Annotated in this window: 22 protein-coding genes; 11 read left to right on the top strand and 11 right to left on the bottom strand. The window is 42.8% G+C overall.

The features are described from left to right. Positions 1-26: 26 nt before the first annotated feature. Both A8O23_RS13855 and A8O23_RS13850 read right to left on the bottom strand, forming a co-directional pair. A complete protein-coding gene (locus A8O23_RS13855) occupies positions 27-2,789 on the bottom strand; it encodes a DNA gyrase/topoisomerase IV subunit A (protein ID WP_066622232.1) in 2,763 nt (920 codons plus the stop codon). Continuing rightward, a complete protein-coding gene (locus A8O23_RS13850; RefSeq protein WP_066622230.1) occupies positions 2,782-4,662 on the bottom strand; it encodes a DNA topoisomerase IV subunit B in 1,881 nt (626 codons plus the stop codon). The genes A8O23_RS13855 and A8O23_RS13850 overlap by 8 nt, the downstream gene beginning before the upstream one ends. Positions 4,663-4,976: 314 nt before the next feature. On the opposite strand from A8O23_RS13850, the gene A8O23_RS13845 reads away from it, so the two are divergent. The 3 genes from A8O23_RS13845 (at position 4,977) to A8O23_RS13835 (ending at position 8,294) form a co-directional block, all read left to right on the top strand. Beyond that, on the top strand, positions 4,977-6,077 hold the full coding sequence (locus A8O23_RS13845; protein ID WP_066622228.1) for an AI-2E family transporter: 1,101 nt from the start codon (positions 4,977-4,979) through the stop codon (positions 6,075-6,077). Positions 6,078-6,237: 160 nt separating this feature from the next. Then, positions 6,238-6,708: a ferritin-like domain-containing protein gene (locus A8O23_RS13840; RefSeq protein ID WP_066622278.1), complete on the top strand. Its 471-nt coding sequence runs from the start codon at positions 6,238-6,240 to the stop codon at positions 6,706-6,708. 185 nt (positions 6,709-6,893) lie between these two features. Beyond that, positions 6,894-8,294: an exonuclease domain-containing protein gene (locus A8O23_RS13835; protein WP_066622226.1), complete on the top strand. Its 1,401-nt coding sequence runs from the start codon at positions 6,894-6,896 to the stop codon at positions 8,292-8,294. Positions 8,295-8,470: 176 nt separating this feature from the next. On the opposite strand, the gene A8O23_RS13830 is transcribed toward A8O23_RS13835, so the two are convergent. After that, on the bottom strand, positions 8,471-9,985 hold the full coding sequence (locus A8O23_RS13830) for a hypothetical protein (protein WP_066622222.1): 1,515 nt from the start codon (positions 9,983-9,985) through the stop codon (positions 8,471-8,473). A gap of 261 nt (positions 9,986-10,246) precedes the next feature. Between A8O23_RS13830 and A8O23_RS13825 the strand changes: the two genes are divergently transcribed. After that, positions 10,247-11,794 carry a hypothetical protein gene (locus A8O23_RS13825; protein WP_082883055.1) on the top strand — a complete coding sequence of 516 codons (1,548 nt, stop codon included), beginning with the start codon at positions 10,247-10,249 and terminating at the stop codon, positions 11,792-11,794. Between the two features lie 57 nt (positions 11,795-11,851). Here A8O23_RS13825 and A8O23_RS13820 read toward each other — a convergent pair whose 3' ends face one another. Beyond that, positions 11,852-12,367, bottom strand: coding sequence for a GNAT family N-acetyltransferase (locus A8O23_RS13820; protein WP_066622219.1), 516 nt, complete (start codon positions 12,365-12,367; stop codon positions 11,852-11,854). A 147-nt stretch (positions 12,368-12,514) separates the two neighbouring features. Then, positions 12,515-13,579: a DNA topoisomerase IB gene (locus A8O23_RS13815; RefSeq protein WP_066622217.1), complete on the bottom strand. Its 1,065-nt coding sequence runs from the start codon at positions 13,577-13,579 to the stop codon at positions 12,515-12,517. A gap of 206 nt (positions 13,580-13,785) precedes the next feature. Here A8O23_RS13815 and A8O23_RS13810 point away from each other — a divergent pair, with 206 nt between their 5' ends. Both A8O23_RS13810 and A8O23_RS13805 read left to right on the top strand, forming a co-directional pair. Next, positions 13,786-14,628: a M48 family metalloprotease gene (locus A8O23_RS13810; RefSeq protein ID WP_066622212.1), complete on the top strand. Its 843-nt coding sequence runs from the start codon at positions 13,786-13,788 to the stop codon at positions 14,626-14,628. An 86-nt stretch (positions 14,629-14,714) separates the two neighbouring features. Beyond that, positions 14,715-15,920: an App1 family protein gene (locus A8O23_RS13805; protein WP_066622209.1), complete on the top strand. Its 1,206-nt coding sequence runs from the start codon at positions 14,715-14,717 to the stop codon at positions 15,918-15,920. Between the two features lie 59 nt (positions 15,921-15,979). Here the strand turns inward: A8O23_RS13805 and A8O23_RS13800 are convergent, their stop codons facing one another. Further along, positions 15,980-16,315, bottom strand: coding sequence for a YybH family protein (locus tag A8O23_RS13800; RefSeq protein WP_239693407.1), 336 nt, complete (start codon positions 16,313-16,315; stop codon positions 15,980-15,982). 122 nt (positions 16,316-16,437) lie between these two features. After that, positions 16,438-17,163, bottom strand: coding sequence for a monofunctional biosynthetic peptidoglycan transglycosylase (gene mtgA / locus A8O23_RS13795; RefSeq protein WP_066622207.1), 726 nt, complete (start codon positions 17,161-17,163; stop codon positions 16,438-16,440). Between the two features lie 237 nt (positions 17,164-17,400). Here mtgA and A8O23_RS13790 point away from each other — a divergent pair, with 237 nt between their 5' ends. After that, positions 17,401-18,036: an LON peptidase substrate-binding domain-containing protein gene (locus tag A8O23_RS13790; protein WP_066622205.1), complete on the top strand. Its 636-nt coding sequence runs from the start codon at positions 17,401-17,403 to the stop codon at positions 18,034-18,036. Between the two features lie 109 nt (positions 18,037-18,145). Further along, positions 18,146-19,339, top strand: a complete 1,194-nt coding sequence (locus tag A8O23_RS13785; protein ID WP_066622203.1) for a metallophosphoesterase — start codon at positions 18,146-18,148, stop codon at positions 19,337-19,339. A 13-nt stretch (positions 19,340-19,352) separates the two neighbouring features. Here A8O23_RS13785 and A8O23_RS13780 read toward each other — a convergent pair whose 3' ends face one another. Then, positions 19,353-20,234, bottom strand: a complete 882-nt coding sequence (locus A8O23_RS13780) for a diacylglycerol/lipid kinase family protein (RefSeq protein WP_066622201.1) — start codon at positions 20,232-20,234, stop codon at positions 19,353-19,355. A 469-nt stretch (positions 20,235-20,703) separates the two neighbouring features. On the opposite strand from A8O23_RS13780, the gene A8O23_RS13775 reads away from it, so the two are divergent. Next, a complete protein-coding gene (locus tag A8O23_RS13775; RefSeq protein ID WP_066622199.1) occupies positions 20,704-20,910 on the top strand; it encodes a hypothetical protein in 207 nt (68 codons plus the stop codon). A 76-nt stretch (positions 20,911-20,986) separates the two neighbouring features. On the opposite strand, the gene A8O23_RS13770 is transcribed toward A8O23_RS13775, so the two are convergent. Beyond that, positions 20,987-21,646 carry a murein L,D-transpeptidase catalytic domain family protein gene (locus A8O23_RS13770; RefSeq protein WP_153042210.1) on the bottom strand — a complete coding sequence of 220 codons (660 nt, stop codon included), beginning with the start codon at positions 21,644-21,646 and terminating at the stop codon, positions 20,987-20,989. Positions 21,647-22,135: 489 nt separating this feature from the next. On the opposite strand from A8O23_RS13770, the gene A8O23_RS21475 reads away from it, so the two are divergent. After that, positions 22,136-22,366 (top strand): hypothetical protein, encoded by a 231-nt coding sequence (locus tag A8O23_RS21475; protein WP_153042209.1) that lies wholly within the window; start codon positions 22,136-22,138, stop codon positions 22,364-22,366. Between the two features lie 57 nt (positions 22,367-22,423). Here A8O23_RS21475 and A8O23_RS13760 read toward each other — a convergent pair whose 3' ends face one another. Beyond that, the gene (locus A8O23_RS13760; RefSeq protein ID WP_066622193.1) at positions 22,424-22,981 is read right to left on the bottom strand and encodes a hypothetical protein; all 558 of its coding nucleotides are present in this window, start codon (positions 22,979-22,981) and stop codon (positions 22,424-22,426) included. Positions 22,982-23,557: 576 nt separating this feature from the next. Then, positions 23,558-24,022 (bottom strand): DUF4199 domain-containing protein, encoded by a 465-nt coding sequence (locus A8O23_RS13755; protein ID WP_066622186.1) that lies wholly within the window; start codon positions 24,020-24,022, stop codon positions 23,558-23,560. Positions 24,023-24,337: 315 nt separating this feature from the next. Here A8O23_RS13755 and A8O23_RS13750 point away from each other — a divergent pair, with 315 nt between their 5' ends. Beyond that, positions 24,338-25,969 carry an ABC-F family ATP-binding cassette domain-containing protein gene (locus tag A8O23_RS13750; RefSeq protein WP_066622184.1) on the top strand — a complete coding sequence of 544 codons (1,632 nt, stop codon included), beginning with the start codon at positions 24,338-24,340 and terminating at the stop codon, positions 25,967-25,969. Positions 25,970-26,016 lie beyond the last annotated feature (47 nt).

Here is a 26,016-nt window from a genome sequence, read left to right as displayed (position 1 = left end):
AATCTACAAATTTTAGTTTACAAAACCTAGAAAAGATTTAGCTGCCTTTTTTCCTTCTTGGGCTGAAGTGGTAGATCCCCGTTTTGTTCACTTTCTACGGCTTCTACCATTTTAGGTTTTGGAGTAGCAATTTCTAGCGATATTTCATCTCCACTGGTAAAGGCATTGACTACTTCTGGCGCCACTACTGGCTCCACCTTTACACTTTTTATTGATTTAATACTATTTTTGGAAGCAATTACCTCATTTACCTCCTCCGGCTCAATCTGTACACTATGGATTTTATAGTAGCTTAACTTATTTCCCATAGCCTTCCATCCTTTTACGTCAATGAACTCATTGAGCAGCAACACTTCTGTTTCTTTCTCTGATTTCTTGTCGCGTTGGAATTTGATTTCGGCCTTAGGTTCAGCGATTACGGTAGCAGCTAATAACTTAGTACCCTTCGATTCTGAGATAAAAGGAAAGCGCTTACCTACAGTACTGGTTTCAACACTGAACCGTTTAACATAGGTAGTCTTGGTGTCTCCGTCAGTATACACCGCAGAAACAACCAACTCCGGCGTGAACTTATGAATCACCTCAATATTCGGCACATCATAGTGGTTCGAAAGTTCAAAGGAGGTAAGTTCATAGGTTCCATCCTTGAAGATGACCAAAATGGTATCATCAGTATTGAAAGAACCTAGGTAACGACCACGGCTTTCGGTGTTCAGGCGACCAATTACTTCATCATAATAAATTTCACGGCCCCCACGGGTAGATTCACCCAATGCTTTCTGAACAACTTTCTTAATGGCGTACTTGGTTACAATGTTGCCTTGCGATCCCTTGCCTTTGATCAGCAAATCTGCAAAATCAAAGTCAAATTGCTTCACGCGAGCGGTACTGCTAGGGCTAAGGGTAATAGTAACCAGCTCTGACTCAGAGTTAGGGTTAGCTGTAAGGTAAACTACTTTAGAACCTTTCTCCCCTTTGGTAAGCTCATACTCCTTGTCACGGGTGATGGAAGTTACCGCAAAGCGTTTAGCATACGCCACACCAGTTTTACCATCTACGTATATCATGTTGTAGACCATGTGTTCGTCGTTCTTATTGTAAACGCCCACATGAATAATGTCTTTGCCCATGAAGAGCTTTTCGGAGATGCGGCTCACCATGAACTTCCCGTCCTTCCGGATGACAATGATGTCGTCCATGTCTGAACACTCGCACACCATCTCCACATTGTCATCTTTCTTGAGGCTGTACCCCACAAAGCCGTCTTTGCGGTTTACGTACAGTTTCTGGTTGGCCACGGCAACTTTCTGCGCTGATACCACATCAAAAGTTCTGATTTGAGTTTTGCGCTCTTTGCCTTTGCCGTATTTAGCCAGCAAGCCTTCAAAATAACTGATGGCGTAGCGTGTCAGGTTAGCCAAATTATCGGCTACCTCCGCCATTTCAGCTTCCAGTTTTTTGATGAACTCATCAGCCTTGAACGCATCAAATTTAGAGATACGCTTAATCTTTATCTCTGTCAGGCGGATGATGTCATCTTGCGTTACTTCGCGGCGCAGCAGAGGCTTAAATGGATCTAAGCCCTTATCAATGGCTTCTAGTACCGCTTCCCAAGTTTCGCATTCTTCTATGTCGCGGTAGATGCGGTTCTCAATGAAGATTTTCTCTAAAGAAGACTGATGCCATTTGTCCTCCAGTTCACCCATACGGATCTCGAGCTCGCGCTCCAGCAACCGCACAGTTTTTACTGTAGACAGGCGCAGCAGCTCATCTACTGACAAGAAACGGGGCTTGTCTTCAATGATTACGCAGGTGTTCGGCGAGATAGAGATTTCGCAATCAGTGAAGGCGTATAGTGCATCAATAGTCAGGTCAGGAGAAATACCTGTTGGAATATGCACCTGAATCTCTACATTGGCCGCAGTATTGTCTACTACTTTCTTGATCTTGATCTTGTTGTTCTCGCTGGCTTTGACAATGGAGTCCATGAGAGCCGTAGTGGTGGTACCATAAGGCACATCACGGATAATAAGCAGCGATTTATCTACTTTCTCAATGTTGGCGCGCAGACGTATTTTACCGCCTCTGCCCCCACCATTGTAGTTGCTGAAATCAGCCAAACCGCCCGTTGGAAAGTCTGGTAGTAACTGAGTTTTGCGGCCTTTTAGCACATCAATGGAACCCTTGATCAACTCACGGAAGTTGTGGGGCATGATCTTGGTAGACAAGCCAACAGCAATTCCTTCCACACCCTGCGCTAGTAGCAGCGGGAATTTCACCGGCAAGGTCACCGGCTCATTCTTACGGCCGTCATAGCTCAATTGCCACTCCGTTGTCTGTGGATTGAATACCACATCCAGAGCGAACTTTGTTAGACGGGCCTCAATGTAACGCGGAGCAGCGGCACTGTCACCGGTACGTACATCGCCCCAGTTACCCTGGGTTTCAATGAGCAGGTCTTTCTGACCTAAGTTTACAATGGCATCACCAATAGAAGCATCACCGTGCGGGTGGTACTGCATGGTTTGGCCGATGATGTTGGCAACTTTGTTAAAGCGGCCGTCATCCATTTCCTTCATGGCGTGCATGATTCGGCGCTGCACCGGCTTAAAACCGTCTTCCAGCGCAGGCACAGCCCGCTCTAGTATTACGTAAGAGGCGTAATCTAGAAACCAGTTCTCGTACAGGCCAGAAACAGAGGTAATGTCATGAATGGCTTCATCGCCCTCCATTTGCCCATCCAGCTCCAGGCTTTCGTCGTTTACGTTTTCCAATTCTTCGTTAAGCATATACCTCCTCTACTAAGTCTTTCTCTATTTTGAGATTATCAATAATAAATTGCTGACGGTCAGGGGTGTTTTTACCCATGTAGTAAGACAGAATCTTCTGGATATTCTGCTCCGTCTTACCCATAATTACCGGCTCCAGGCGAATATTTTCGCCAATGAATTTCCCGAACTCATCCGGGGAAATTTCACCCAATCCCTTAAAGCGTGTTATCTCTGGGTTTTTGCCCAGCTTATGAATTGCACGCTGCCTTTCCTGGTCATTGTAGCAATAGATGGTTTCTTTCTTATTGCGCACCCGGAACAATGGCGTCTCCAGAATGTATAGGTGACCGTTCTTCACTAAATCAGGAAAAAACTGGAGGAAGAATGTCATGAGCAACAGGCGAATGTGCATTCCGTCCACGTCAGCATCGGTTGCGATAACCACTCTGTTGTATCTCAGCCCTTCCAAGCCTTCTTCTATATTCAAAGCATGCTGTAAAAGATTGAATTCCTCATTCTCGTACACAACTTTCTTTTTCAGACCAAAACAGTTCAAAGGCTTACCTCTCAAGCTGAATACCGCCTCTAACTCCACGTTTCTAGACTTTGTGATAGAACCAGAGGCCGAGTCACCCTCAGTGATGAACAAAGTAGTTAACGATTCTTTTTCCTGATCTTTGCTCTCGCCAAAATGGAAGCGGCAATCACGTAGCTTTTTGTTGTGCAGGTTTGCTTTTTTGGCGCGCTGGTTAGCTAGCTTTTTAATACCAGCCATGTCTTTACGCTCGCGCTCACTCTGCTCAATGCGTTTCCGCAATGCCTCGGCAACATCTTTGTTTCTATGCAGATAATTGTCTAGATGTTCTTTGACAAAATCTATGATGAAGTTTCTAACAGTAGGTCCTTCAGGGCCTACATTAATAGAACCGAGCTTCGTTTTCGTTTGGCTCTCAAACACCGGTTCCTGCACTCTAATGGCAATGGCGCCAACAATGGAGGCCCGAATGTCTGTCCCATCAAAATCTTTCTTCTCTTTTGCGAAGTATTCTTTCACTGTTTTCACCACGGCCTCTCTGTAAGCAGCCAAATGAGTACCACCCATGGTAGTGTATTGACCGTTCACAAAGGAGTAATACTCCTCACCGTAGTCACTTCCGTGTGTAAGCGCTAATTCAATATCCTCGCCTTTCAGGTGAATGATTGGGTAACGCATGCTCTCCTCATCAATCTTGCGGCTTAAAAGGTCTTTCAGACCATTCTCAGAGTAGTATTTCTGACCGTTAAAGTGGATGGTAAGACCAGCGTTTAAGTACACATAGTTCCAGATCTGGTTTTCCAGGAACTCCGGTATAAAGTGGTAGTTTTTGAAGATGGTATCATCTGGCACAAAGGTGGTGGTGGTACCGTTGCGCTGACTGGTTTCTTGAAGTGGCTCGTCATTCACCAACTCACCACGCACGAACTCGGCTACTTTGGTTTGGCCATCACGCACTGATTGTATTCTGAACTGAGCAGATAAAGCATTCACCGCCTTGGTACCTACCCCATTCAAACCTACCGATTTCTGGAAGGCGCGGCTGTCATATTTACCACCGGTGTTGATCTTGCTCACGCAGTCAATCACTTTACCTAGCGGAATACCACGGCCATAGTCACGCACTACTACTTTGTGGTCAGATATTTTTACTTCAATGGTGCGACCAAACCCCATCATGTGCTCATCAATGGAGTTGTCAATCACCTCTTTCACAAGAATGTAAATCCCATCATCGGGAGAGGAACCATCGCCGAGTTTACCGATGTACATACCCGGCCGCAACCGGATGTGTTCACGCCAGTCGAGCGAGCGGATACTGTCCTCGTTGTAAGATACATTAGTCAGTTCAGCCATAGAGAACTTTGGGTTTAGTAGAATTAGGTAAAATATAAGAGTTTAAGCGGTACTTTGCCGTCAGTAACGCCTAAGTTAGGTTTTTAAAAAGAAAGAAGCTGCAAGATAAAGATTAAAAAGGCTTCCGGAAGCATGGCATGCTGTGTTGTTTTCTTCTATATTGTAACCAAAAACAGTCCTTTGCAGTTCACATAATACCGCTTATTTTGCTTATAAATTTAGCTAAAATTATTACAAAAGTAAAAAATACATAATACAATGCTATTATTATTAGCATTAATGAGTTATAAATCTACTCCTGCTTTTGCCGTTATATGAGTTTTAAATTTCCTAACTACTTCAAATACACCGTCATTCTTTTAGGGCTGTTTCTGCTGTTGTATTTTCTACAGACATTCAAGTCGGTACTTATACCAGTAAGTTTTGCGGGGTTGTTCTCTTTGCTGCTATTACCGCTCACCCAGAGCTTGGAGAAAAAGATGCCTCGCCCTCTTTCTATCACACTTTCGCTAATCATTGTTATTATCATACTGGGGCTGCTGGTGTGGTTCTTATCGGCTCAGATTGCCAGTTTCTCCTCTGAGTTAACAGAGATAAATGCGAAACTGTCTTTGCTCATCAACAAGTTTCAGTTGTACCTGCAAGACCGGTTCGGCATAGAACCCACAAACAAAAGCACGTTCATTCAAAAAGCGTTAGGAAACATTACAGAGACAGGAACCGCCTTTTTAGGCAGCACCATCTCTCTTACCACTGGGGCCTTTACAGTTCTCACCCTCATTCCTATCTATGTATTCTGTATGCTGTACTACCGCGACCACCTGCGGCAGTTTATGTTTCAGTTTGTAGCGCAGGATAGACGTGGCTATGTCATGGCAACCGTAGATGACATTCAGCGGGTGGTACAGGGGTATCTCTCAGGTTTGTTCATTGTGATACTGATCGTATCACTCCTGAATTCAATGGGACTGCTGATCATGGGAGTAAAGTACGCCATCTTCTTTGGTGTCTTTGCCTCTATTCTTACCATAATACCTTACATAGGCATTTTGATTGGTGCACTACTGCCGTCTTTGTTTGTATTCATCAATACCGGCTCTATAGGGCAGGCATTGATAGTAGTGGGCATTTTCGCATTTGTTCAGTTTCTGGAGGGTAATTTTATCACTCCGTATGTGGTAGGCTCTAAAGTGAGTATTAACCCGTTTGCCGCCATTTTGGCTTTAATTTTGGGTGGAGAGATTTGGGGTGCCGCAGGTATGATTTTAGCCATTCCGTTTATCGCTATCCTAAAAGTTTTATTTGATGCCTACGAGCCTTTAAAACCATTTGGGTTTCTGCTCTGTGATATAAGCGAGAAACCTAAAGAGCATAATTTCCTCCGGAAGATACGAAAACGAAAGAAGGGAAAGTAACTCCTGTTTTAGGGCTGGTTTTGTGAAAACAGGTCTAAAACATTGCAACAAATTACCTGCAGCCTTAGTATATGTTTCTGAACCTCAGCCAATGGGCTGCCTTTTTCAAAGCAATGGTTCAGATCTAAGAAACTCACACCACACTAAAACTACTAAGACTATGGACAATTCAAATAAGCATATCCTGAACGTATTAAACGACCTGGTAGAAACTGCCAAAGACGGCCAGAAAGGCTTTGAGACTGCTGCCACCGCCGTAGACAGCCAACGGGTAAAATCTGAATTAGAGCGCTTTGCCCAGCAGCGGGCCATCTTTGTAAGTGAGCTGGAAAGCACTGCCCAAAAACTAGGCGGCAGCACCACCAACACCACAACAATTGAGGGAGCCGCCATGCAAGCCGCAGGCGCTGTGCACCGCGGATGGATAAACTTAAAATCTGCCGTAGGCGCCAATGACAGCAAGGCTATTTTGAACGAGTGTGAAAACGGTGACGAAGCCGCACTTAAAGCTTATGACAACGCTTTGCACGAAGAAGGGCTGCCCGTTGATGTAAAAACAATGATACAGCGTCAGTACCAAGAAATACAAGCTGCCAAGCAAACTGTTTCCTCTCTGAAACAAGTTTTATAAGATTGGATTATAGTGTTCTCTGCTATTTGCAGAGAAAGAAAAAAAGTAGCCAATAGGCTACTTTTTTTTGTTTACCCAAAACTACACCTGATTTGCTACTCCTACTGGATATTTTGAAACGAAAATCTAAAAATTTTAGTTATTTGACTGGCGGCACCAGCCGCTGATCATTTTATACGAGTAGCGTGTACGCCATCATAGATATAGAAACTACCGGAGGACAGCCTTCAGAAGACCGCATCACTGAGATAGCCATCTTCATTCATGACGGGAATCAAGTGGTGGACCAGTTCCATAGCCTCATTAACCCCGGCAGGCCCATTCCTTTTTTCATTTCACAACTTACCGGAATCACGGATGAAATGGTGCGCGATGCACCTAAATTTCATGAGGTGGCTAGGCAGATTGTTCAGATAACAGAGGGCAATGTGTTTGTAGCTCATAACGTGCGTTTTGACTATTCTTTTGTGAAGAAGGAGTTTTCAGATTTAGGCTTCAACTTTCAACGGAAGACTTTGTGCACCGTTCGCCTAAGCAGAAAATTAATGCCAGGGTTACCTTCTTACAGTTTAGGAAAACTCTGCAAAAGCATTGACATTCCGCTACAGATGCGGCACCGTGCTATTGGCGATGCCGAGGCAACGGCGGTACTGTTTGACCGTCTGCTAAAAATTGACGCAGACAAGGTAAACGCAGATCAGGAGGAAAAGCATCATGAGAAATCAGCCATCTCTAAAGAAATAAAAACTTCGCTCCTGCCCCCTGCCATCAGCAAGGAAATGGTAGATGCTTTACCGCTAGAGGCAGGCGTGTATTACTTCCATGATGAGAATGGCGAAATCATTTACGTGGGTAAAAGCAAGAGCATTAGAAAACGAATTATTCAGCACTTCAACATTGACCTGAAGAGCAAGAAATCTGTAGAATTTAAAAACCGTATTGCCAGCATAACCTATGAGTTAACGGGTTCAGAATTGGTTGCTCTGCTTTATGAGAGCGATGAAATCAAAAAAAGAAAGCCCTTTTACAACCGTGCCCAGCGAAGAAGCGTCTACCACTCCGGCATTTATTCTTTCGTAGACCAGGATGGCTACATGCGCCTTACCTTTCAAAAGTCTAAGTCGGCGGTGGCACCTATGCTGACCATGGCTAACCAGTTTCAGGCCAAGAACTTTCTGTTCAGCCGGGTGGCTAAATACAACCTCTGCCAGAAACTGTGCGACTTGTACAAATCAAATGGCGCTTGTTTTGATTACCAGGTACACCAGTGCAAAGGTGCTTGCATAGGCAAGGAATCACCAGAGGATTACAACAAAAGAGTGATAGAGGCCATGGATGCCTTCAAGTATGATCACGAGAGTTTTGTGATAATAGGTAAAGGCCGTAGCGCAGATGAAAAGTCTGTGGTGTGCGTGGAGAACGGCTGTTACCTTGGCTTTGGCTATTTTGACGAGAGCTTTAGCGCTTGCGGGCTAGAAGATTTTAAAAACGTAATAAAGCCCTACAACGACAACAAAGATACGCAGCAGATTATCAGGGGCTACTTACGTACCAAGCACGGAGACAAGTTACTAGTGTTCAATTAGAGCGTTTTAGTGCTATTTTTAAAAAACAGGTTCAAAACAAATCATCTACGGTTACAGCAACAAAGCCAATCTCATCCATTTTAAGAGATTGGCTTTGTTGCTGTAAGTTTACCCTTTGTACTTCCAGTATTACAGTATTACGCAGAGAGTTGATTGCTCTAAATGACAATGGTAAATCAATGAAGCCGGTGTCTGAGTAACCAACCGTCACCCGAAAACTCATCTGCCTTTGGGCTATGGTCTTTCACTTTTAGCTTCTTCACCTTTTTATATTCGTTTCCATCATCTTCGTCGTACAAGACGATATTCTTACCTGTCACTTTCCAGTCATCCTCAACCTGCAGCTTATCTGTTCCTTCGCCCCCGAACCATTGAATTTTGATCTTACTTTTACCTTGGCCAGATAATTGAAATACATCAGCCCCGCTTAATCCATAAATAGCTATGGATTTTGTTTCTGAAGGAGAATACGTTTTTTGATCAAGTAAAACAGGAGCACTGTCTTTTGTATTTGACCAGTGTTGCACCAGTACACTTCCATCTGAAGTAAAATGAAGTTTGAAAATGTCATCATCATCTGAACCAGCCAATTTCACTTCTTTGTTGATTTCATGGTAGAAAGTGGAAGCGGCTTTAGGCAGATCTTTACGGCGAGCCCTTAACTTTTTTCTGAATTCCTGAGCTGTCAGCTCTCTGATCTGAGGAGGCCACTGCATCAAGGCCTTTTCAATGACATCATCACTTAGTCTCTGCTGTAAATCAAGACTTACTTCTTTGAAATCTTCTAAAGATAAGTATGCCAACAGGTAAGAATCCATCTGCCTGGATGCGCTGATAAGCCCCTTTACATTCTTGCCCACAATGGTTCTGTCAAAACTCTGGTAGTTTGGCTTGAATATAGAGATTATGCTGGTGAGTACACCATCGTTGAACTTAAAGAACGCATGATCACGATCTCTAGGAATAGGTTCATACGTCACAATCTCCCCTTCGGCCACTCCCCACCGCCATTGATCTTCACGTCGGCTCCAGTCACTTAGCCACATGTCGAACAGGCGGGAGCGCAGGTAACGCTTGGCATCCACCTGATGCAGCGGCTTTTTCAGTAAACTACTAATTGCTTTCTTAGAAGAAACTATATTGGCAGGGTTTCCAAAACTTGCCAGATTAGCCCAGTTCGCATCATCAGGCCGCTCTTCCAGCAGTGCCAGTGTATTGGCAAACTCTTGGCGGTATTTGCCTAAAGCCGGATCATCTGGAATAAACACTAGCTTCGGATTTGTATGGTATACACCTGCCGCATTGGCCAGTTCAGGCACAATAAAAGCTCCGTACGGATGAATAACGCTGGTTTGGTCACGCATAAGCCCCGCCACAAAAGTATTCTGAAGTGACTTTGGCAAAGCTTTGGATGGATCTTTGTCGACAGATCTGAGCACAAATTCACGTCCTAAGCTGTCTTCGAGTCTAAGGTTTTTAGTTTGAAAACTTCCTCCCTGCTTTATAGGTGTTACACCGCCTTTAAATTCCTTTACCCAAAACAGAGGTGCCTCAACGGGTTCTGCCCATACTTTACGATAGTGCTTTCCCCACCAAAATTGGTGAAACCCACTTTTTAGATAGTGTTCTCCGGCCGTAACCGTAATGGTTGAATCTTTCTTTTGCCCTACTACCTCTATCACAAAAAGCATCCAAAAGAAGAGTAAAAAGCAGCTACTCCTTCTCAGAAGTCTCCGCTTCCCTGTATAAGTGTTTTTCTGTTGCATAATCAGTACATATACTTATAAAACAAAATGTATGTTCTGTCACTTATCTCTCTGGCGATTTACTTTTTGATGCTTAAATAAATGCCATAGACACAACCTTTGAGTCTTTCTGTATGTATGGCAAAAGGACAATATTTGAAGATGCCTAGATATATTTTTTACTGTATAATTTGTTTACTGCTATGCATGAGCTGTGCCAGAAAAGACTATTTCCAAAAATCGTCTCTGGTGTCTGATACAGCATCCGGTTTGCAGGGGAAATGGGACTCAGCTATTGTAGTGGCAGGCAAACATTATGACCGAGGCTTTTTTCACCGGTTGTGGTGGGGCAAGCACTACCGTAAAGTCTGGGCGACACCCGTTACCTTACCTATTCTAGACTTAAGCCGCATGCATGGTGGCCTCAGCCCGAATGAATTAGGTGGAGGATTTCAGACCACCAGTCTAACCCTGGAAGATGAAAACGGAAAAAAATATGCACTTAGGTCAGTAGACAAAAATCCGGTAGAAGTCTTACCCAAAGGTTTACGGAAAAGCTTTATCACCAACTTGCTGCGCGACCAGACCTCGGCGGCACACCCTTATGGCGCGGTGGTAGTTTCTGCTTTGGCCATGGGTGCAAAAATCCCCCACAGCCATCCAAAGTTTGTTTACATTCCAAAAGACCCTGAAGGACTAGAGGAAAACAAAGATGCATTCAGCGACAAGATCTTTTTACTAGAAGAAAAATTTGAGGGGCCCGAGGCACTAACCAAGTATTTTGGCAATGCCAAAGATTTAGTTGACTCAGAGGACTTTCTTAGGAAGAGGTTTTCAACCCACGGACACAGGGTGAACCAAAAAGCCTTTGCCAAAGCAAGGCTTTTTGATATACTGATTGGAGACTGGGACCGACATGAAGGTCAATGGCAATGGGCAGTGTATGATACTGGCAGCGTTACCTCCTACTCACCTGTACCCAAAGATCGGGATCAAGCTTTTTTTAAGTTCGATGATGGAATTGTTCCGTGGTTGTTTAGCCGCAGCTGGGCTCCATTAAGCAAGATGAAGACTTTCAAAGCTGACATAAAATCTGTAGAGGGTTATCTTGAAAACTCGGAGTTCATAGACTCTCGGTTCCTGAATGAAATTACCCTTGAAGAATGGCAACAGTTTGCCCAAGAATTACAAACACAATTAACAGACAGTGTGCTAGCCCAAGCGGTTGCTACTTTACCTACAGCTGTTTATGAGCTAAATGGCCCCGAGATTCTACAAAAGCTGAAATCAAGAAGAGAGCAGCTTCCGCAAGTGGCAAATAAAGTGTACCAATACTTGTCAGAAAGTGCTTTGATACCCGGCACAGACCAAGAAGACATTTTTGAAGTAGAGAGGCAACAGAACGGCAACACTTTAGTTAGAGTTTATCAGAAACCTGCAGAAGGAGATGCCCCTCCACTACTGGTGTTTGAACGCTTGTTTCATTACAAAGACACTAAAATCATTTCATTGTACGGCCTTGGGCATGAAGATGAATTTAAGGTAGGCGGCCGGGCGAACAGAGGAATTGAGTTGAAAATTTATGGAGGTGAAGGTGAAGACAAACTGATAGATTCCTCGTATGTTCGTGGCTGGGGCCGCAAAACGAGAGTTTATGACACCAAACGCGGCATTGAAGTTGAAAAGGGGAAAGAGACAAGGCTAAAGCTTCAGAAAGGCCCTGAAGTGCACGCATTTGACCGCGACGGATTATAGGTAATGTACAGATCAATATACCCAGCAAGCATTCTCTAATTATAAAATGTTTTCGTCTTACGAGTCTACCTTTATTTCCCACCAGCTGTCGTCTTGCCCTTGATGGTACCTTCGGAAATTATTCTTCTGCAGTATCTTTTCTGAGGCTAGATTGTCCGTTTCTGTTTGGGCCAATACAAGATTGATATTTGGGTTTGTTTTGCACCATTGTAATAAGGCGGCTATAGCCTCGGTCATGAGTCCTTTGCCCTGGTGCTCAGGATACGTTCCATAACCAATCTCTACTTGCCCCTCCTCAGTAGGCGGACCTTTAAAACAGAGGTCTCCTACCAGTTGATTCTGTTCTTTCAGAACCATTGTCCAAAGAGTATAAAAATAGTATTGATCTGAGTGGGTGCTGACCAGCGGTAGGAAGTAATTTTCTAGGGTGTGTTTCAAATCAAATGAAATATCCCTGAGCTGATATTCTGTACCAAGTGCAGCCTCTAAAGAACCGTTGTTCAGGGAATATAACTTCAACTGTTCAGCGGTAAGAGGTAGAATCTTTAGCCTAGGTGTCTCTATTACAAACATGTGTAATATTTTTTTGAGTATTAGCCTCCTAAGATAAAGCTTATTTGACAGCTTTGTTATTTGCCCGCCTTTCCTGTTTTAGGTGTAATTTTTCAAAAACAGGTCTAAAACAGCAAATCTGCTGGATTCTTTTCAGCTGCTCGCATTTTACCCCTCCTTCACCTCCTTTAACATCTCAATGACAAACTCCTCGGTTCGGCTTAAATACGGGTTTACTTTACGTTTTTTAGCGTCATGCTTTCTTAGGTATTCCACCAATTTATCATCCTTGAATAAGCTCACAATCTCAGGATGTATATAGTATTTACTGCAAACGGTTGGGGTGTTGCCTAATTCTTTAGCTACCAATTTAGCAGCCTCTTTCACTGATTTTTCCTTCTCAATCTCGGGGTTTTCATCAATAATTTGCTCCAGACACTCCACCATCATCACGGTTCCGCCCCAAGTTCTGAAATCTTTTGCGGTGAAGTCGTCTTGGCAGAGCTCCCGCAAATAATCGTTCACATCACCTGACTCAATGGGCTGGCGATCCCCATCTTCGTCGTAATACTGAAACAAATCATAGCCCGGTATGTCTTGGCATTGTTTCACAAGCCGGGCTAGGCGTCGGTCTTTAATGCTGATTTCATGCTTCACTCCTTTCTTGCCTACAAACTCAATCCGCAGGTTATCTCCCTCAACCTTAACGTGGCGGTCTCTTAGCGTGGTTAGTCCGTAAGACTTGTTTGATTTTGCATAATGGCGATTTCCAATTCTTATAAAAGAATTATCCAGCAGCTCAACAACCACCGCCAGCACTTTCCTTTTCTCCAGTTTCTTTAGCCGAAGGTCTTTCTCTACCTGCTCCCGTATTTTAGGCAACGCCTTGCCGAAGGCCAGCATCTTCCCAAACTTAGTGAGGCTTCTGGCTTCCTGCCATTGCGCATGGTAAAGGTATTGTTTTCTGCCTTTATCGTCTCGGCCGGTGGCTTGAATATGACCGTTGGGTGAAGGGCAGATCCAGACATCAGTCCAGGCAGGCGGAATCACCAGTTTATTTATGCGCTCTAATACTTTTTCATCTGTTATCTTTTCTCCTTTAGCGTCAAAAAACTCAAACTTTTTGCCCTTCTGTCGCCTACTTAGGCCAGGCTTTGTATCTGGTATATAGCGCAAGCCTGCCTGACGAGCCACATCGGCGGGTTTAACTTCTGAAAAAAGACTGTTTTCCATACAGGAGATGTAAAGTATTCATCCTTAAACTTTGCCAGTGGTTAAAGGTTGTGCTGTTTTAGACCTGATTTTATGAAAACATACCTAAAAAGATTACTATCACCCTGTGGAGGTACTCTACTCCTTCTGATCCGGTTCTACCTAATGCATTGTTTATGCGTAGAAGGTTTTGTTTATTTTACTTTTCTGATACGCTTCCAGAACTTATGACTTTTACTTCCACAGCCAGAATACTATTTTTTCTATTTGTGCCGCCCCTGCTGTTATTAGGTGGTTGTGGCACAGACAAGAACGGCGACCACGTTTTCTTCTCTATTGAAGATGACATTGCGTTGGGCCAGCAGGTAGCTCGACAGGTTGACTCAACCTACCGGGCAAAAGGGCAGCTACTAGAGCGCAACTCTTCTAACCCTAACACAAGAAGAGCCTATGCTTATCTAGATAAAATTGTGGAGCGCCTTCTTAATTCAGGGCAGGTTACTCACCGCGATGATTTTGCCTGGGATGTTAAATTGATCAAGGACCCTGACAACCTAAATGCTTTTGCCACGCCCGGAGGGCACATCTATGTGTTTACTGGACTCATTCAATACTTAGACTCAGAAGATCAACTGGCAGGCGTATTAGGGCATGAAATAGCCCACGCAGACCAGAGGCATACCATTAAACAGCTGCAAAAACAATACGGCATTTCTTTTCTTTTGTCTCTGGCCTTGGGAGACAACTCAGGAGAACTGGAAAGAATAACTGGGCAGATCATTGGTCAGCTGGCGGGGCTTAAGTTTAGCCGCGACTATGAAAGGGAATCAGATGATTATTCGGTACTGTATTTAGGTGGTACAGATTACTACGCCTGTGATGGTGCAGCCGGATTCTTTCAGAAAATGCAGAATGCGGAGCAAAGAGGCAATCCTCCTGAATTTCTTAGCACCCACCCTTCACCAGGAAACCGCGTACAAAATATCCAGACAAAAGCGCAGCAAGAAGGCTGTGCTACCACCAGATCAGGTAGTTCCAATTATGAACAGTTCAAACAGTTGCTGAGGTAAAAGAAGCACAAGAGGTAGATAAAAATCCATTAATATATATCTCTAAATAGCTATATCCGTAGGAAAAGATATACATACTTCTACACATGAGCCAAGACTGGAAAAAACGCCTGGGAGCATCCTTAGAAAAAGCTGATGACACCTTTGACCTGTTCATGCAACGTCTGCGCAACCGCCTGGGCCTGTACAAACCCTTGCATATTGTGCCTTACCGCAGCTATGGTACTGTGAACCGGCTATATGTAAAAGGCCGAGTTCTGGCAGACAAAGGAATTTCTTCCGCAGCCGAAAATGACACCCTCTGGAAAAACCTACTGAACATGTACCGCCGTTTTGAAAGCGACGAGGTACGCGATGCCGTGTTACAGGTGTCTTTCAACGAGCAGCATTACCAGGTAGTCACTGACAGAGAGGGTTATTATGTACTGAATCTTGAACCTAAAGCACCTCTTAAATTAGATGATATTTGGCATGAGGTAGAGATTGAATTAACTCATGCCAACATATCATCATTTGAACCCGGAGTAAAGGCAGAAGCACATGTACTTGTTCCGCCCCCAGACGCTGAATACGGCATCATCTCAGATATTGATGATACCATTGTGCTCACCTCTGCTACAGATTTGATAAAAATGTCGCAGCACACGTTTATGAACAATGCCCGCACTAGATTACCATTTGCGGGAGTGTCTGCTTTCTACCGTTCGCTGCAACTAGGCCGCAATGGCAAACGTAACAACCCCTTCTTTTACGTGAGCAGCAGCCCCTGGAACCTGTACGACCTACTGCACGATTTTTTAGACATTCACGACATACCGGCTGGCCCTCTTCTGCTCCGTGACTTTGGGCTTATGCAAAACAAGTTCTTTGGGTCTGACCACATGAGCCATAAGTTTAAGGAGATAAAAAATATATTGCTCACTTACCCTCACCTTAACTTTATCTTGATTGGCGACAGCGGACAAGAAGACCCTAAAATTTACCGTGAAGTCATTAAAGAGTTTCCAGGTCGGATTATCTGCTCTTATATAAGAGATGTAAACTTGCCTGATCGTGCCAAAATAGTTCAGGAGGTACAGGAAGAGCTAAAGGAAACCGTAGAAATGATTCTGGTGAAAGACACTGCTGAAGCCGCCCAACACGCTGCCCAAAATGGATATATTTTCCATGACGAAGTAGAAAAAGTAGAAGAGCAGGCAGTAATAGACCAAAGCGATGCCCCTGGAACAGCCACACAACAAGCTCCCGCTCCTATTAGCAAAGACACCAGGAGAAAAAGCTCTGAGTCTTGAGTTATGAATTATAAAGCTCAAGTGCACGTTTAATTTCTTTACCCAAGACTCAGGACTCACTAAGAAGAATGATCGGCTACTATTTTCCATTTTCCGCCTATTTTCCGGAAAACAAGCGAAAAATGGCCTTCAAGGTCACCAATAGTGCGGCGAAGGTGCCATTTACCAATTACGAATAGTCCGTCTTTGCTGATGATATCAGTACGCAACAAAGTAAAAGTGAGCTTACCCATTGCCTCTGGAGTAGGATACCCTCTTTTATAGTTTTGCAGAGTTTGGTTCCAGCCGTATGTGGGGCCATTTTTACCAATAAACACTAATGAATCTGATTGCCAGTAAGGCTCCATGAAAGCCTCTAAATCTCCGCGGTTCCAAGCTTCGCTCTGACGCAGCATAATGGCTGAAATCTCCTTATAATACTGTCTAGCCTGCAACTTAGGACTACAACTTTGGCTAACCAACAAGAAAAAAGCCGGGAGAAGAACATGGCATACGGCGGTCAGATAGGCACTGTTTCTCATTTCATCCAAGTTTTTATATAATCAGTACCGCCAAGTCGGTTCATGTTGCGCACAATGTTCCTGCGACGGCGCAAGGTATAGCCAGAGGGTTTTGCCGCAGAAAATTTAATTGGGTTAGGCAACACCGCTGCCAACAAAGCCGCCTGCTGCCGGCCTACTTTATCTGGGGTTATGTTAAAGAACTTCTTGCTGGCAGCGTGTACGCCAAAAATATGGTCTCCCATTTCAGCAATATTCAAGTAAACCTCCATTATCCGCTCTTTCCCCCACAGCAGTTCTATGAGAAAAGTAAAATACATTTCAACGCCTTTTCTAACATAGCTACGCCCGTGCCACAGAAAAACATTTTTTGCTACCTGCTGACTAATGGTGCTGCCCCCTACTGTTTTTTTTCCGGACATGTTGGTTTGAAATGCCTTCTTTATAGCCTCAAAATCGAACCCGCTATGCACCAGAAACAGTTGGTCTTCTGCAGCAATAGCAGCCAACGGAAGCTGTAGCGACATATCTTCTAACTCTACAAACTTATATTGAATTACCTCTACCTGCTCTGTCTTTGGCGAAGGTTCTGACCGTTTGCTCAGCATGTGCAACGTGACCGGTGGATCTAGCCAACGATAGGCCAATACCCATAGAATAGAAATCAAAAAAAGGCTCAGGCAAAGCTTCCAGAATACCCTGAGAACTTCTTTAAAAGTAAAATTGATTTGCTTGCCTGACATGCCTGACCTAGTTTCTACAGTTTTTTACTTTAATTTTTTATTCAGAACCAGAAATGCTCAGTTATTTCTGTTTTAGAGCCATTTTTCTGAAAACAACTCTAAAACAGAGTCATATCATCCTAAAAACCAGTTTATAAGATATTATAACTTTACTTCCGGAGCCACAAAAATAAACAAATAGTGGCAGCGTGTAGTTGATAATTATAAATTAGTGGCCTCTACCTTGCCTTTTTACATATGAGCAGATTTCTGCCTCTTTTCCCCCTTAACATTGTTGTTTATCCTGGAGAGAAATTGAACATCCATATTTTTGAGATGCGTTACCGCCAGCTCATAACAGAGAGCCATACCAATGGCACCACTTTTGGTATTCCGGTATACCTGAACAGCGGCATTGGTGAGTACGGTACAGAAATAAAGCTGTTAGGTATAGAGAAAAAATACCCAGGCGGGGAGATGGATGTAAAAACCCAAGGACTTGGCATTTTCAAAATCAAAGATTTCCAGCGTCAGGCCCCAGACAGACTGTACCCTTCCGGTGAAATTGAAGATCTCACACCTGAGCAAGACAATGCAGAATGGCAGCATTTACAAGTAAAGGAAATGCTACAGGAACTTTACAGCGCTCTAAGCATTCAGTCGCTTATGCTGAAGCTTGGTGACAACTTCAGGTCGTATGACATAGCCCACCACATAGGATTTACCTTGGAGCAGGAATATGCCTTACTGCAATGTCTAAAAGAAAGCGAGCGGTTAGAAATAATTTTATCTCATCTGCAGCAGATTTTGCCTGTTGTGCAGCAAACAGAAAAGCTAAAGGAACGGGTTAAGCTGAACGGCCATTTTAAGAATTTGACTCCTCCAAACTTTTAAACTTTTTATGCAGTATTAAGAAGTAGGTATCTTAGAAAGAACATACACTCTATTTTAAAGATTAGATGTTACAGAAGTTTCTAAGAGCAGCCAGGCCTAACACCACATCATGATTCTAAAACTTGCGCTGACTTTTTTTGTTCTGTTCACAGCATACACCGTTTGGTCCTACCTGCGGGAGCGTAAGTACCGAAAGAAACCTTTTTATGGTCTGGCTGATATTGGGTGGCGAACCATTCAGCCCCCTCCTACTGAAAGTAGAATACACTCTGTAGCCTTAGTGGGCGATATAGGAAATGCCGGCCCTGTAGAGACCGACAGCGTGATGCAGTCAATCAAAGACTGGCTAGACACAGAAGGCGCTAAAAGCACTATAGTTTTTCTGGGAGATAATATATATCCGGTTGGTCTTCCGCCAGAGGGGCATCGTCACCATCAGAATGCCTTACAAAAACTATATTACCAGCTAGAGCTCTTTAAAAGCTACGAGGGCAAAGTGGTGTACCTTGGCGGAAATCATGACTGGAACAAAGGGCGCAGAAACGGATTGACGTATGCCCTTCGGCAAGAGCGAACTATTTGCGAGGCTCTTAATGATCCTTTAGCTTTTTTACCAAAAAATGCCACATTAGGTCCTGTGCCCCTTGAAATCAATGACCATTTGCTGCTCATTGTCATCAATACACAATGGTGGGTTCAAAAAGGAGAAAAGCCCCGCCGCCTGTATCCGGACCAGGAAGAGACTAATCCCGAAGCGTTCTTCTCTGCATTACAACTGCTTCTGGAAAAGAACAAGCATCGCTTTGTAATCATTGCCGCCCATCATCCATTGTATAGCAACGCTCTGCACGGTGGTAAATTCACTGTAAAGCAGCAACTCTTTCCGCTAACCTTCATCAATAAAAAGGCTATGTTGCCGTTGCCCATGGCCGGCTTGGCGTTTAGGTTGTACCGTAAATACATTGGAGCTACAGAAGATATGTCTTTCCCGCCATTTAAGCGTTTTAGGAAGAAAATACTTAAGTTACTTCACCAGTACTCAAATTTCTTCTATGTGGGCGGCCATGATCATAATCTGCAGTACTTTCAGGTAAAAGGAGGCCACTACGCAGTCAGCGGATCTGGCAGCAAAACCAATTTTGTAGCGAAGGGCGGCAAAGCAACCTTCAGTCACGAAAACAAAGGCTTCATGGTCTTAGACCATTATCAAGATGGTTCTGTATGGCTCCGCGTTTTAGAACCCTCAGAGGAGACTCCAAAAAAAACGATTATAGCATTTCAGAAGTGCCTCTACAAAACATAGGCCCATTCCATAGTTACTCTGCAGGCAAAACTACTTTAAGGCTGCTCGGCAACACCTTGAAATGAATTACCTCTGAACAAGGTACAGGCTCTCCGTCTATGTGGCAGACTTCACGGCAATGATTGATGATAGTTGCTTCCTGACAGCTAAACTTTTGGGTAAATTCACTTTCATCTATATTCTCGGTATACATCTGATATAGAATACCCAAGCTGGCAGTCTTGGGGAATGGTTTCAGTATAAATATCTCGAACAAGCCGTCATTAATCACTCCGTTAGGATTGATAGCCGCATTACTTCCAAATGCCTTCGCGTTTGTAACAGTTACCATGAATGCCTCACCTGAAAAAACCTCTTTCCCTTCTATCAGAACTGTATACTTCTTGGGCTCATAGGCCATAAATTGCTGTAAAGCAATCCAGGCATAAGCGCCGGGGCCACGGGTATCTCCTTCATTAAATTGCTTTACCACCAGCGCATTAAATCCTAGATCACATAAATGGATGGAAGGCTCCTCATTCACGAGCAGCGTATCTATTGATTTTATTTTGTAATGATTTATCACCTCAAGGGCTTCAATAAAATCCTGCGGTATATCCAGATCTTTAGACAGTCCGTTACCTGAACCTTGCGGAATAATGGCTAATGCCATAGCGGTGTTAATTAGAAGTTTAGCCACCATGTTTACAGTACCATCTCCCCCAACGGCCACTACTATATCAGGTTGAAAAGAATCTATGTGCTCCCGCAGGCGCTCTTCATCTTTCTGTCCCGTTGTTTTAAAAAAGATAGACTCCACCTTTTGCCGCTGGCAGAAGATAAACATATCTTGCTCTAGCTCCTCTTTATCAATGTCTCCAGCTATTGGGTTTATAGCAAAAAGTATCTTAGCCATGGTTCAACGGTACCCTCTAAGTGGTTTTGGGCTTAATTTTCAAAAAACAGGTTTAAAACAGATTTACATAAGTATTATCTGCTTACCTATTGCGGCTTATACGCTAATATATACAAGAAGTAACCCGAGTTTCTTCTTGTGCCTCTAATTCTTTTTTACTGGAATTTATTCAAGTACAGTTAAAATGAGCATAAATTGGTGATGGTGACAATCATTGTTTAAACAGTAAACATCATTATCTGAAATTTATACTATTACAACAATTACTTTTAACTATCTAAAATTTAAACCGGAAATCTTAAACATAATTTTAGCTTTATTTATTTAAGACACAGCTCATTATATAATGATCACACATAATCACCACCTGTCAAATTTCATAAAACAAACAAGTATCTATATCTTTTTATATTGCACTTACGTAAGAGACGTATCGTACTTAGTACGGTTAAAACTAAAACGAAAGAACATGAACCTTAAAAGAACATTCGGCGCCATTTTAACAGTCCTAGGGATTGTGGGCGTAATTTGGGGAGCCTATGCTTTCTTGGCCGGCGGCGATTCTGTAGGAAATATTTCAATGAACCAGTTTTCTGCTGCTGTACCCTTTGTTGTTGGACTTATCTTCTTGTTCACAGGCATAAGCCTTGTAAAAACTACCCGAGACAACGCCTAGCCTATTAAACCGTTATAAAGCACAAAGCAGCCCCCTAGGGGCTGGCTTTGTGCTTTATAACTAACATGAATAATGTTTATATAGTAGGTTGGCTTTGCGCTAAGGAAGCCTGAAAAGTTTTTACGGCAGAATTAGTGTCTAAATAAGCTGACTTGTATTCTTTAGACGGAGCATCAATATATAAGCATGTGCCGTCTTTGATAGTTTGTATGATTTCAGGAGAAAGTTCCTGAGGAAGAGCTGGGCAACCGTGGCTACGCCCTAAACGGCCATGCTGCTTGATAAAGGCTTCGCTCACATAATCAGCACCATGCACCACTATAGCTCTTTGCTTGGCTTTAGAATTGAAATTAGGATCTAAGCCCTCTAGCCTTAAGGATAATCCGTGGCTTCCATAATAGGTATTTTCAGTAACGTAGAAACCCAGGCTGCTCATATGAGAGTTCTCTATATTTGAAAAATTAACTGCCTTCTCATTGCCAGACCCACGCCCATGCGCTACATGAGTTTTAAAAAGCACTTCTTTTTTGTCTAAGTCTATCACCCAAAGTCTCTTCTTGTTGCTTGACAGTCCAAAATTCACAATAGATAAAACATTTTTATCACTTTTAATTTTGTGCTGTTCTTTCAAATTATAAAAGCCAGTTGCCGCTTTGGCAAACAAATCAAAATTAAGACCGGCCGCCTCAAGTTCAGCATCTTCATAAAGCTCTTCTAAATGAATATCAAAAGCCATAGCCGGAGTCACTACAGTTTCTGAAACTAAAGAGGCCACTTCAACGGGAGTAGGCTCAGGAGCAGACACATATTCTGAAGGATCACTTGTTGCCGGAGACACAAAGGACAGGGTGGTCAGGACCGAAAGGGCTAGAATTAATCTATTCATATCGTATATCTTTACTGGTCTATTCTATTTTCACTACAACTTCCACATTTATAACTACTGTAGTTTTACCTTTGTTCCCTAAGTAGTTAATAAAACCGCTGCACTTCTTATATTTTAACGACTGCAGACTTTAAAGTTACGATCTAACTCTTTTAAATATTGCGTTTTATGGCAATTAAAGCACTTTTAAAGCACTTGCCCCTTGTTTTTGCATGCTGCTTCATTTTTTTTGGCTCTGTTAGCTGCACAACTGACACTTCTAACATAAAATTTGACTCTGAACTGTGGAAAAACGATTTGAGCGGATGCAAAGGCAGTAGAAAAGAATTAAAGCCTCAGGTGGAAGAAATCCGCCTGCAGCTTATTGGCTTAAAAGAACATGCTATCCGATCATTGCTAGGTAAACCAGACACCGAGGAGTTACTGCAGAAAAGCAACAAGATTTATATCTACTACATTAATCCTGGCCCTAAATGTGCAAACCCGTCAGGAGCAGGAGATGTTGCTGCTTTGGCTGTACGTATTGACGCCTTGGGCACTGTAATAGAATCAAATATTCTGGAAGAGTAGAAAAAAGAAAGCCATTCCCCCAAATAAGGGAACGGCTTTCTAGGCAAGCGTCAAATCTTAATGCTTGTTGTTCTTTTTAGACTTTTGTTTTCTTTTATCATCTTTCACTCTCATTGAATCTTGAGAGGAGTTACCTTTTTCCATTATTATTTCAGATTCCGCTGAACCAGCTGACGCATTAGTGCTTGACCGGTTAGTTTCTGAAGATCCAGCAGCTCCCTCGGGTAGGCGGCCTTCATTTTCAAGATAAGCGGTGAATTGTTTAGGAGTAAGTATCTGAGCGTATTCTTTATCTATTTGCTCATTTACCTCTCTCATTTTGGCATCACGCATTTGCGTGTCATTAGAGTACATTCTCTGAATTTCATTATACCGGTCAATTCTAGACTGGTTTAAAGCTTTCAATTTTATATACTGACCTTCGTTCAACTCAAGGTCGTTGTACATTTGTCGTGTCATTTCTGTCGCGCTCATTGTGGCAAGATTAGCACGGCTAGCCGCTGCAGCACCTGTTAATTCTGTTTGAGCTTGTGCGGTGTAAAAGGCACTAAATAAGAAGGCGGATAAGATTAACTTTTTCATAATGTTCTGACGCTTAAAGTAGTTGTTCTTCATTTTCTGTTCCTGTTTATACCTTCTTAAACGGGCATTAAAATTTAAAGGTTATAGGAAATTTAATATTTTTTTATTGCACTTATTTTATAATATAAATTGCATTACTTTACAATAAATTAAACTTTAATAATATTATAATATGATTATTTATATTTATTATTTATTAATTATATATTAATCAACTAGTTACATGACTAATAAAATAACTTATGATTTCATTTTATAATACTTTATTGAATTATATACATCAGCCAGCTATAGACAAAACAAAGACAATAATTTATATATTCATATTAAATGAGTCAAAAGACTTGCCTCATCCATATGATAATATCACACCTTTACACCCATTTTGCATAATAGGCTAAAGATTATCAGTAGATATAGGTTATGCTGAAGCTGAATACAGAAGAGCAACAGAGGATTAGCAGCACATATAATAAGTGGAGATGTAGAGAAAGCCTCTTAAGTATTGTTCTTGTACCAGTAATGCAAAGGCAGAAGAGAGTACACACACAGACACAAAAAAAGCCTGAAGCGTAAGCTTCAGGCCTCTAATATTAAAAATAAGATAAATCAATCTGTTAATTTATGGTCAGGTGATTTAAAATATTGCATAGCCAAGTAACCCACGAAAGGGCCTACCACTATTCCAAATATGATCCAGGTGATAGCTATTAAGGCAATGGCACTGGAGTCTTCAGCCCCATTGTCAGCATAATACGGGTAGCTGTACGCCATATCAAAGAGTGAGTCTACCAATACCTGGACTATGGTAAAAATCACTGAGGATACCAGCCCCACAAAAAAGGCCACGCCTATTCCCTCTAAATATTTGATGCGTCCGTTCAGGCGTTCTTTATGCCCTTTGATTGCCCAGACCACCCCAACAACCAAAATCACTCCGGTCAAAAAGTGAAAGGTGGAATTTTCCATTTGGCCTATCATCTTCACAATTGCCATATAGATAACAGCCGCAATACCTGTCATGATTCCATAATAGGTACCTGTTCTCTGTACCGTTACTCTACGTTGTTCCATTTTCTAGTTTTATTATGTTTACGTCTATTTCAAATAAGGAGATCTCTCACCCTCTCCTTTTATCATATTAGATATGATTTATCATATACTTGAATATTTGAACTGGTGTTGTGCCTTTTGGCAAAATTTTATAACAAAAATTCCTCAATTGAGGCACTTGGCTGCCATGAAATTCTTCTGAACTCATTTAAGCTTTTGATTGTCTGATTATAAGGCTTTGCAAGGAGAGGCAGAACACATAAGCTGAAATAGGCTGTTTTAAGTTCTTTTGATACCTTTGCGCCAGCATACCCAAAACAAGATATTTAGCATTACATGATCAGCACCAGCAACGTTAGTCTTAGATACGGAAAGCGCACCCTGTTTGAAGACGTTACAATAAAGTTTTCTCCTGGCAACTGCTATGGCCTCATTGGAGCCAACGGAGCCGGCAAATCCACTTTTCTTAAAATATTATCCGGTGAAATAGACCCTAACACAGGAACGGTAGATATTCCTGCCAAAGCCCGTCTGGCGGTGCTAAAGCAGAACCATTATGAGTATGATGAGTACCCGGTGTTACAAACGGTAATCATGGGCCATAAAAGGCTCTATGAGATAATGACCGAAAAAGATGCCATTTACGCTAAAGAAGATTTCTCTGAAGCAGACGGCATGCGCGCCTCTGAATTAGAGGCTGAATTTGCCGACATGGAAGGCTGGAATGCTGAATATGAAGCCGGTGAATTATTGAGCGGCCTTGGCATACAGCCCGATCTACACTACACGCTCATGAAAGATTTGGGTGGTAATGAGAAGATTCGCGTGCTCTTAGCCCAGGCTTTGTTCGGAAACCCTGACATTCTACTGCTCGATGAGCCTACCAACCACCTGGATGCTGAGTCTATTATGTGGTTAGAGAATTTCCTGGACAACTTCCAGAATACAGTAATAGTAGTATCGCACGACCGTCACTTCTTAGACGCCGTTTGTACGCACGTGGCTGACATTGACTTTGGCAAAATTCAGTTATATGCTGGTAACTACTCGTTCTGGTATGAGTCAAGTCAACTAGCTTTAAAGCAACGCTCAGACGCGAACAAAAAGACCGAAGACAAACGCAAAGAATTGCAGGCGTTCATTGCCCGATTTAGCGCGAACGCCTCAAAGTCAAAGCAGGCCACCTCTAGAGCTAAATTACTGGAGAAACTAACCGTTGACGACATCAAACCGTCTAGCCGTCGCTACCCATACATTCAGTTCAAACAAGAGCGTGAGGCGGGAAATCAGTTACTACAGGTTGATGGCTTAACCAAGAGCAACGAAGAAGGAGTCATCTTCAAAGATGTCACCTTCATGATGGACAAGAACGACAAGATTGCCGTTATCAGTCGCAATGACCTAGCTGCCACTACCTTCTTCAAGATAATAATGGATGAGGCTAAGGCAGACAAAGGAGAATTCAAGTGGGGTACCACTATCACCACCGCTTACTTCCCGAAAGACAACAGTGAGTTTTTCAACACTGATGAAAATCTGGTTGACTGGCTACGTCAGTTTTCAGTTGAGAAAGACGAGAGTTTTATCCGCGGGTTCCTGGGACGTATGCTTTTCTCTGGTGAAGAATCTTTGAAGAAAGCAAGTGTCTTATCTGGTGGCGAGAAAGTGCGTTGCATGCTGTCGCGCATGATGCTGCAAAGCGGAAACATGCTGGTGTTGGATGAGCCAACCAACCACTTGGACCTGGAGTCAATCACCGCTCTGAACAATGGCTTGAAAGAATTCCAAGGGTCTTTGTTGTTCAGTTCTCATGACTTGCAGTTTGTAGACACCATTGCCAACCGCATCTTAGAACTGACCCCTAGCGGCATCATTGACAAGCGCATGACCTATGATGATTATTTGACCGACAGCAGCATCAAAGAGCTTCGCGCCCAAATGTATGGCGTAAAGGCTGTAGCCTTGTAGTTATAAACTGTTTTCAAAAAAATAAGCTATAAACGCAAAGAGGGCGC

The sequence above is a fragment of the Rufibacter roseus genome (assembly GCF_001647285.1).
Classification (GTDB): Bacteria; Bacteroidota; Bacteroidia; order Cytophagales; family Hymenobacteraceae; genus Nibribacter; species Nibribacter roseus.
This window is presented reverse-complemented; position numbering and strand designations above follow the sequence as displayed.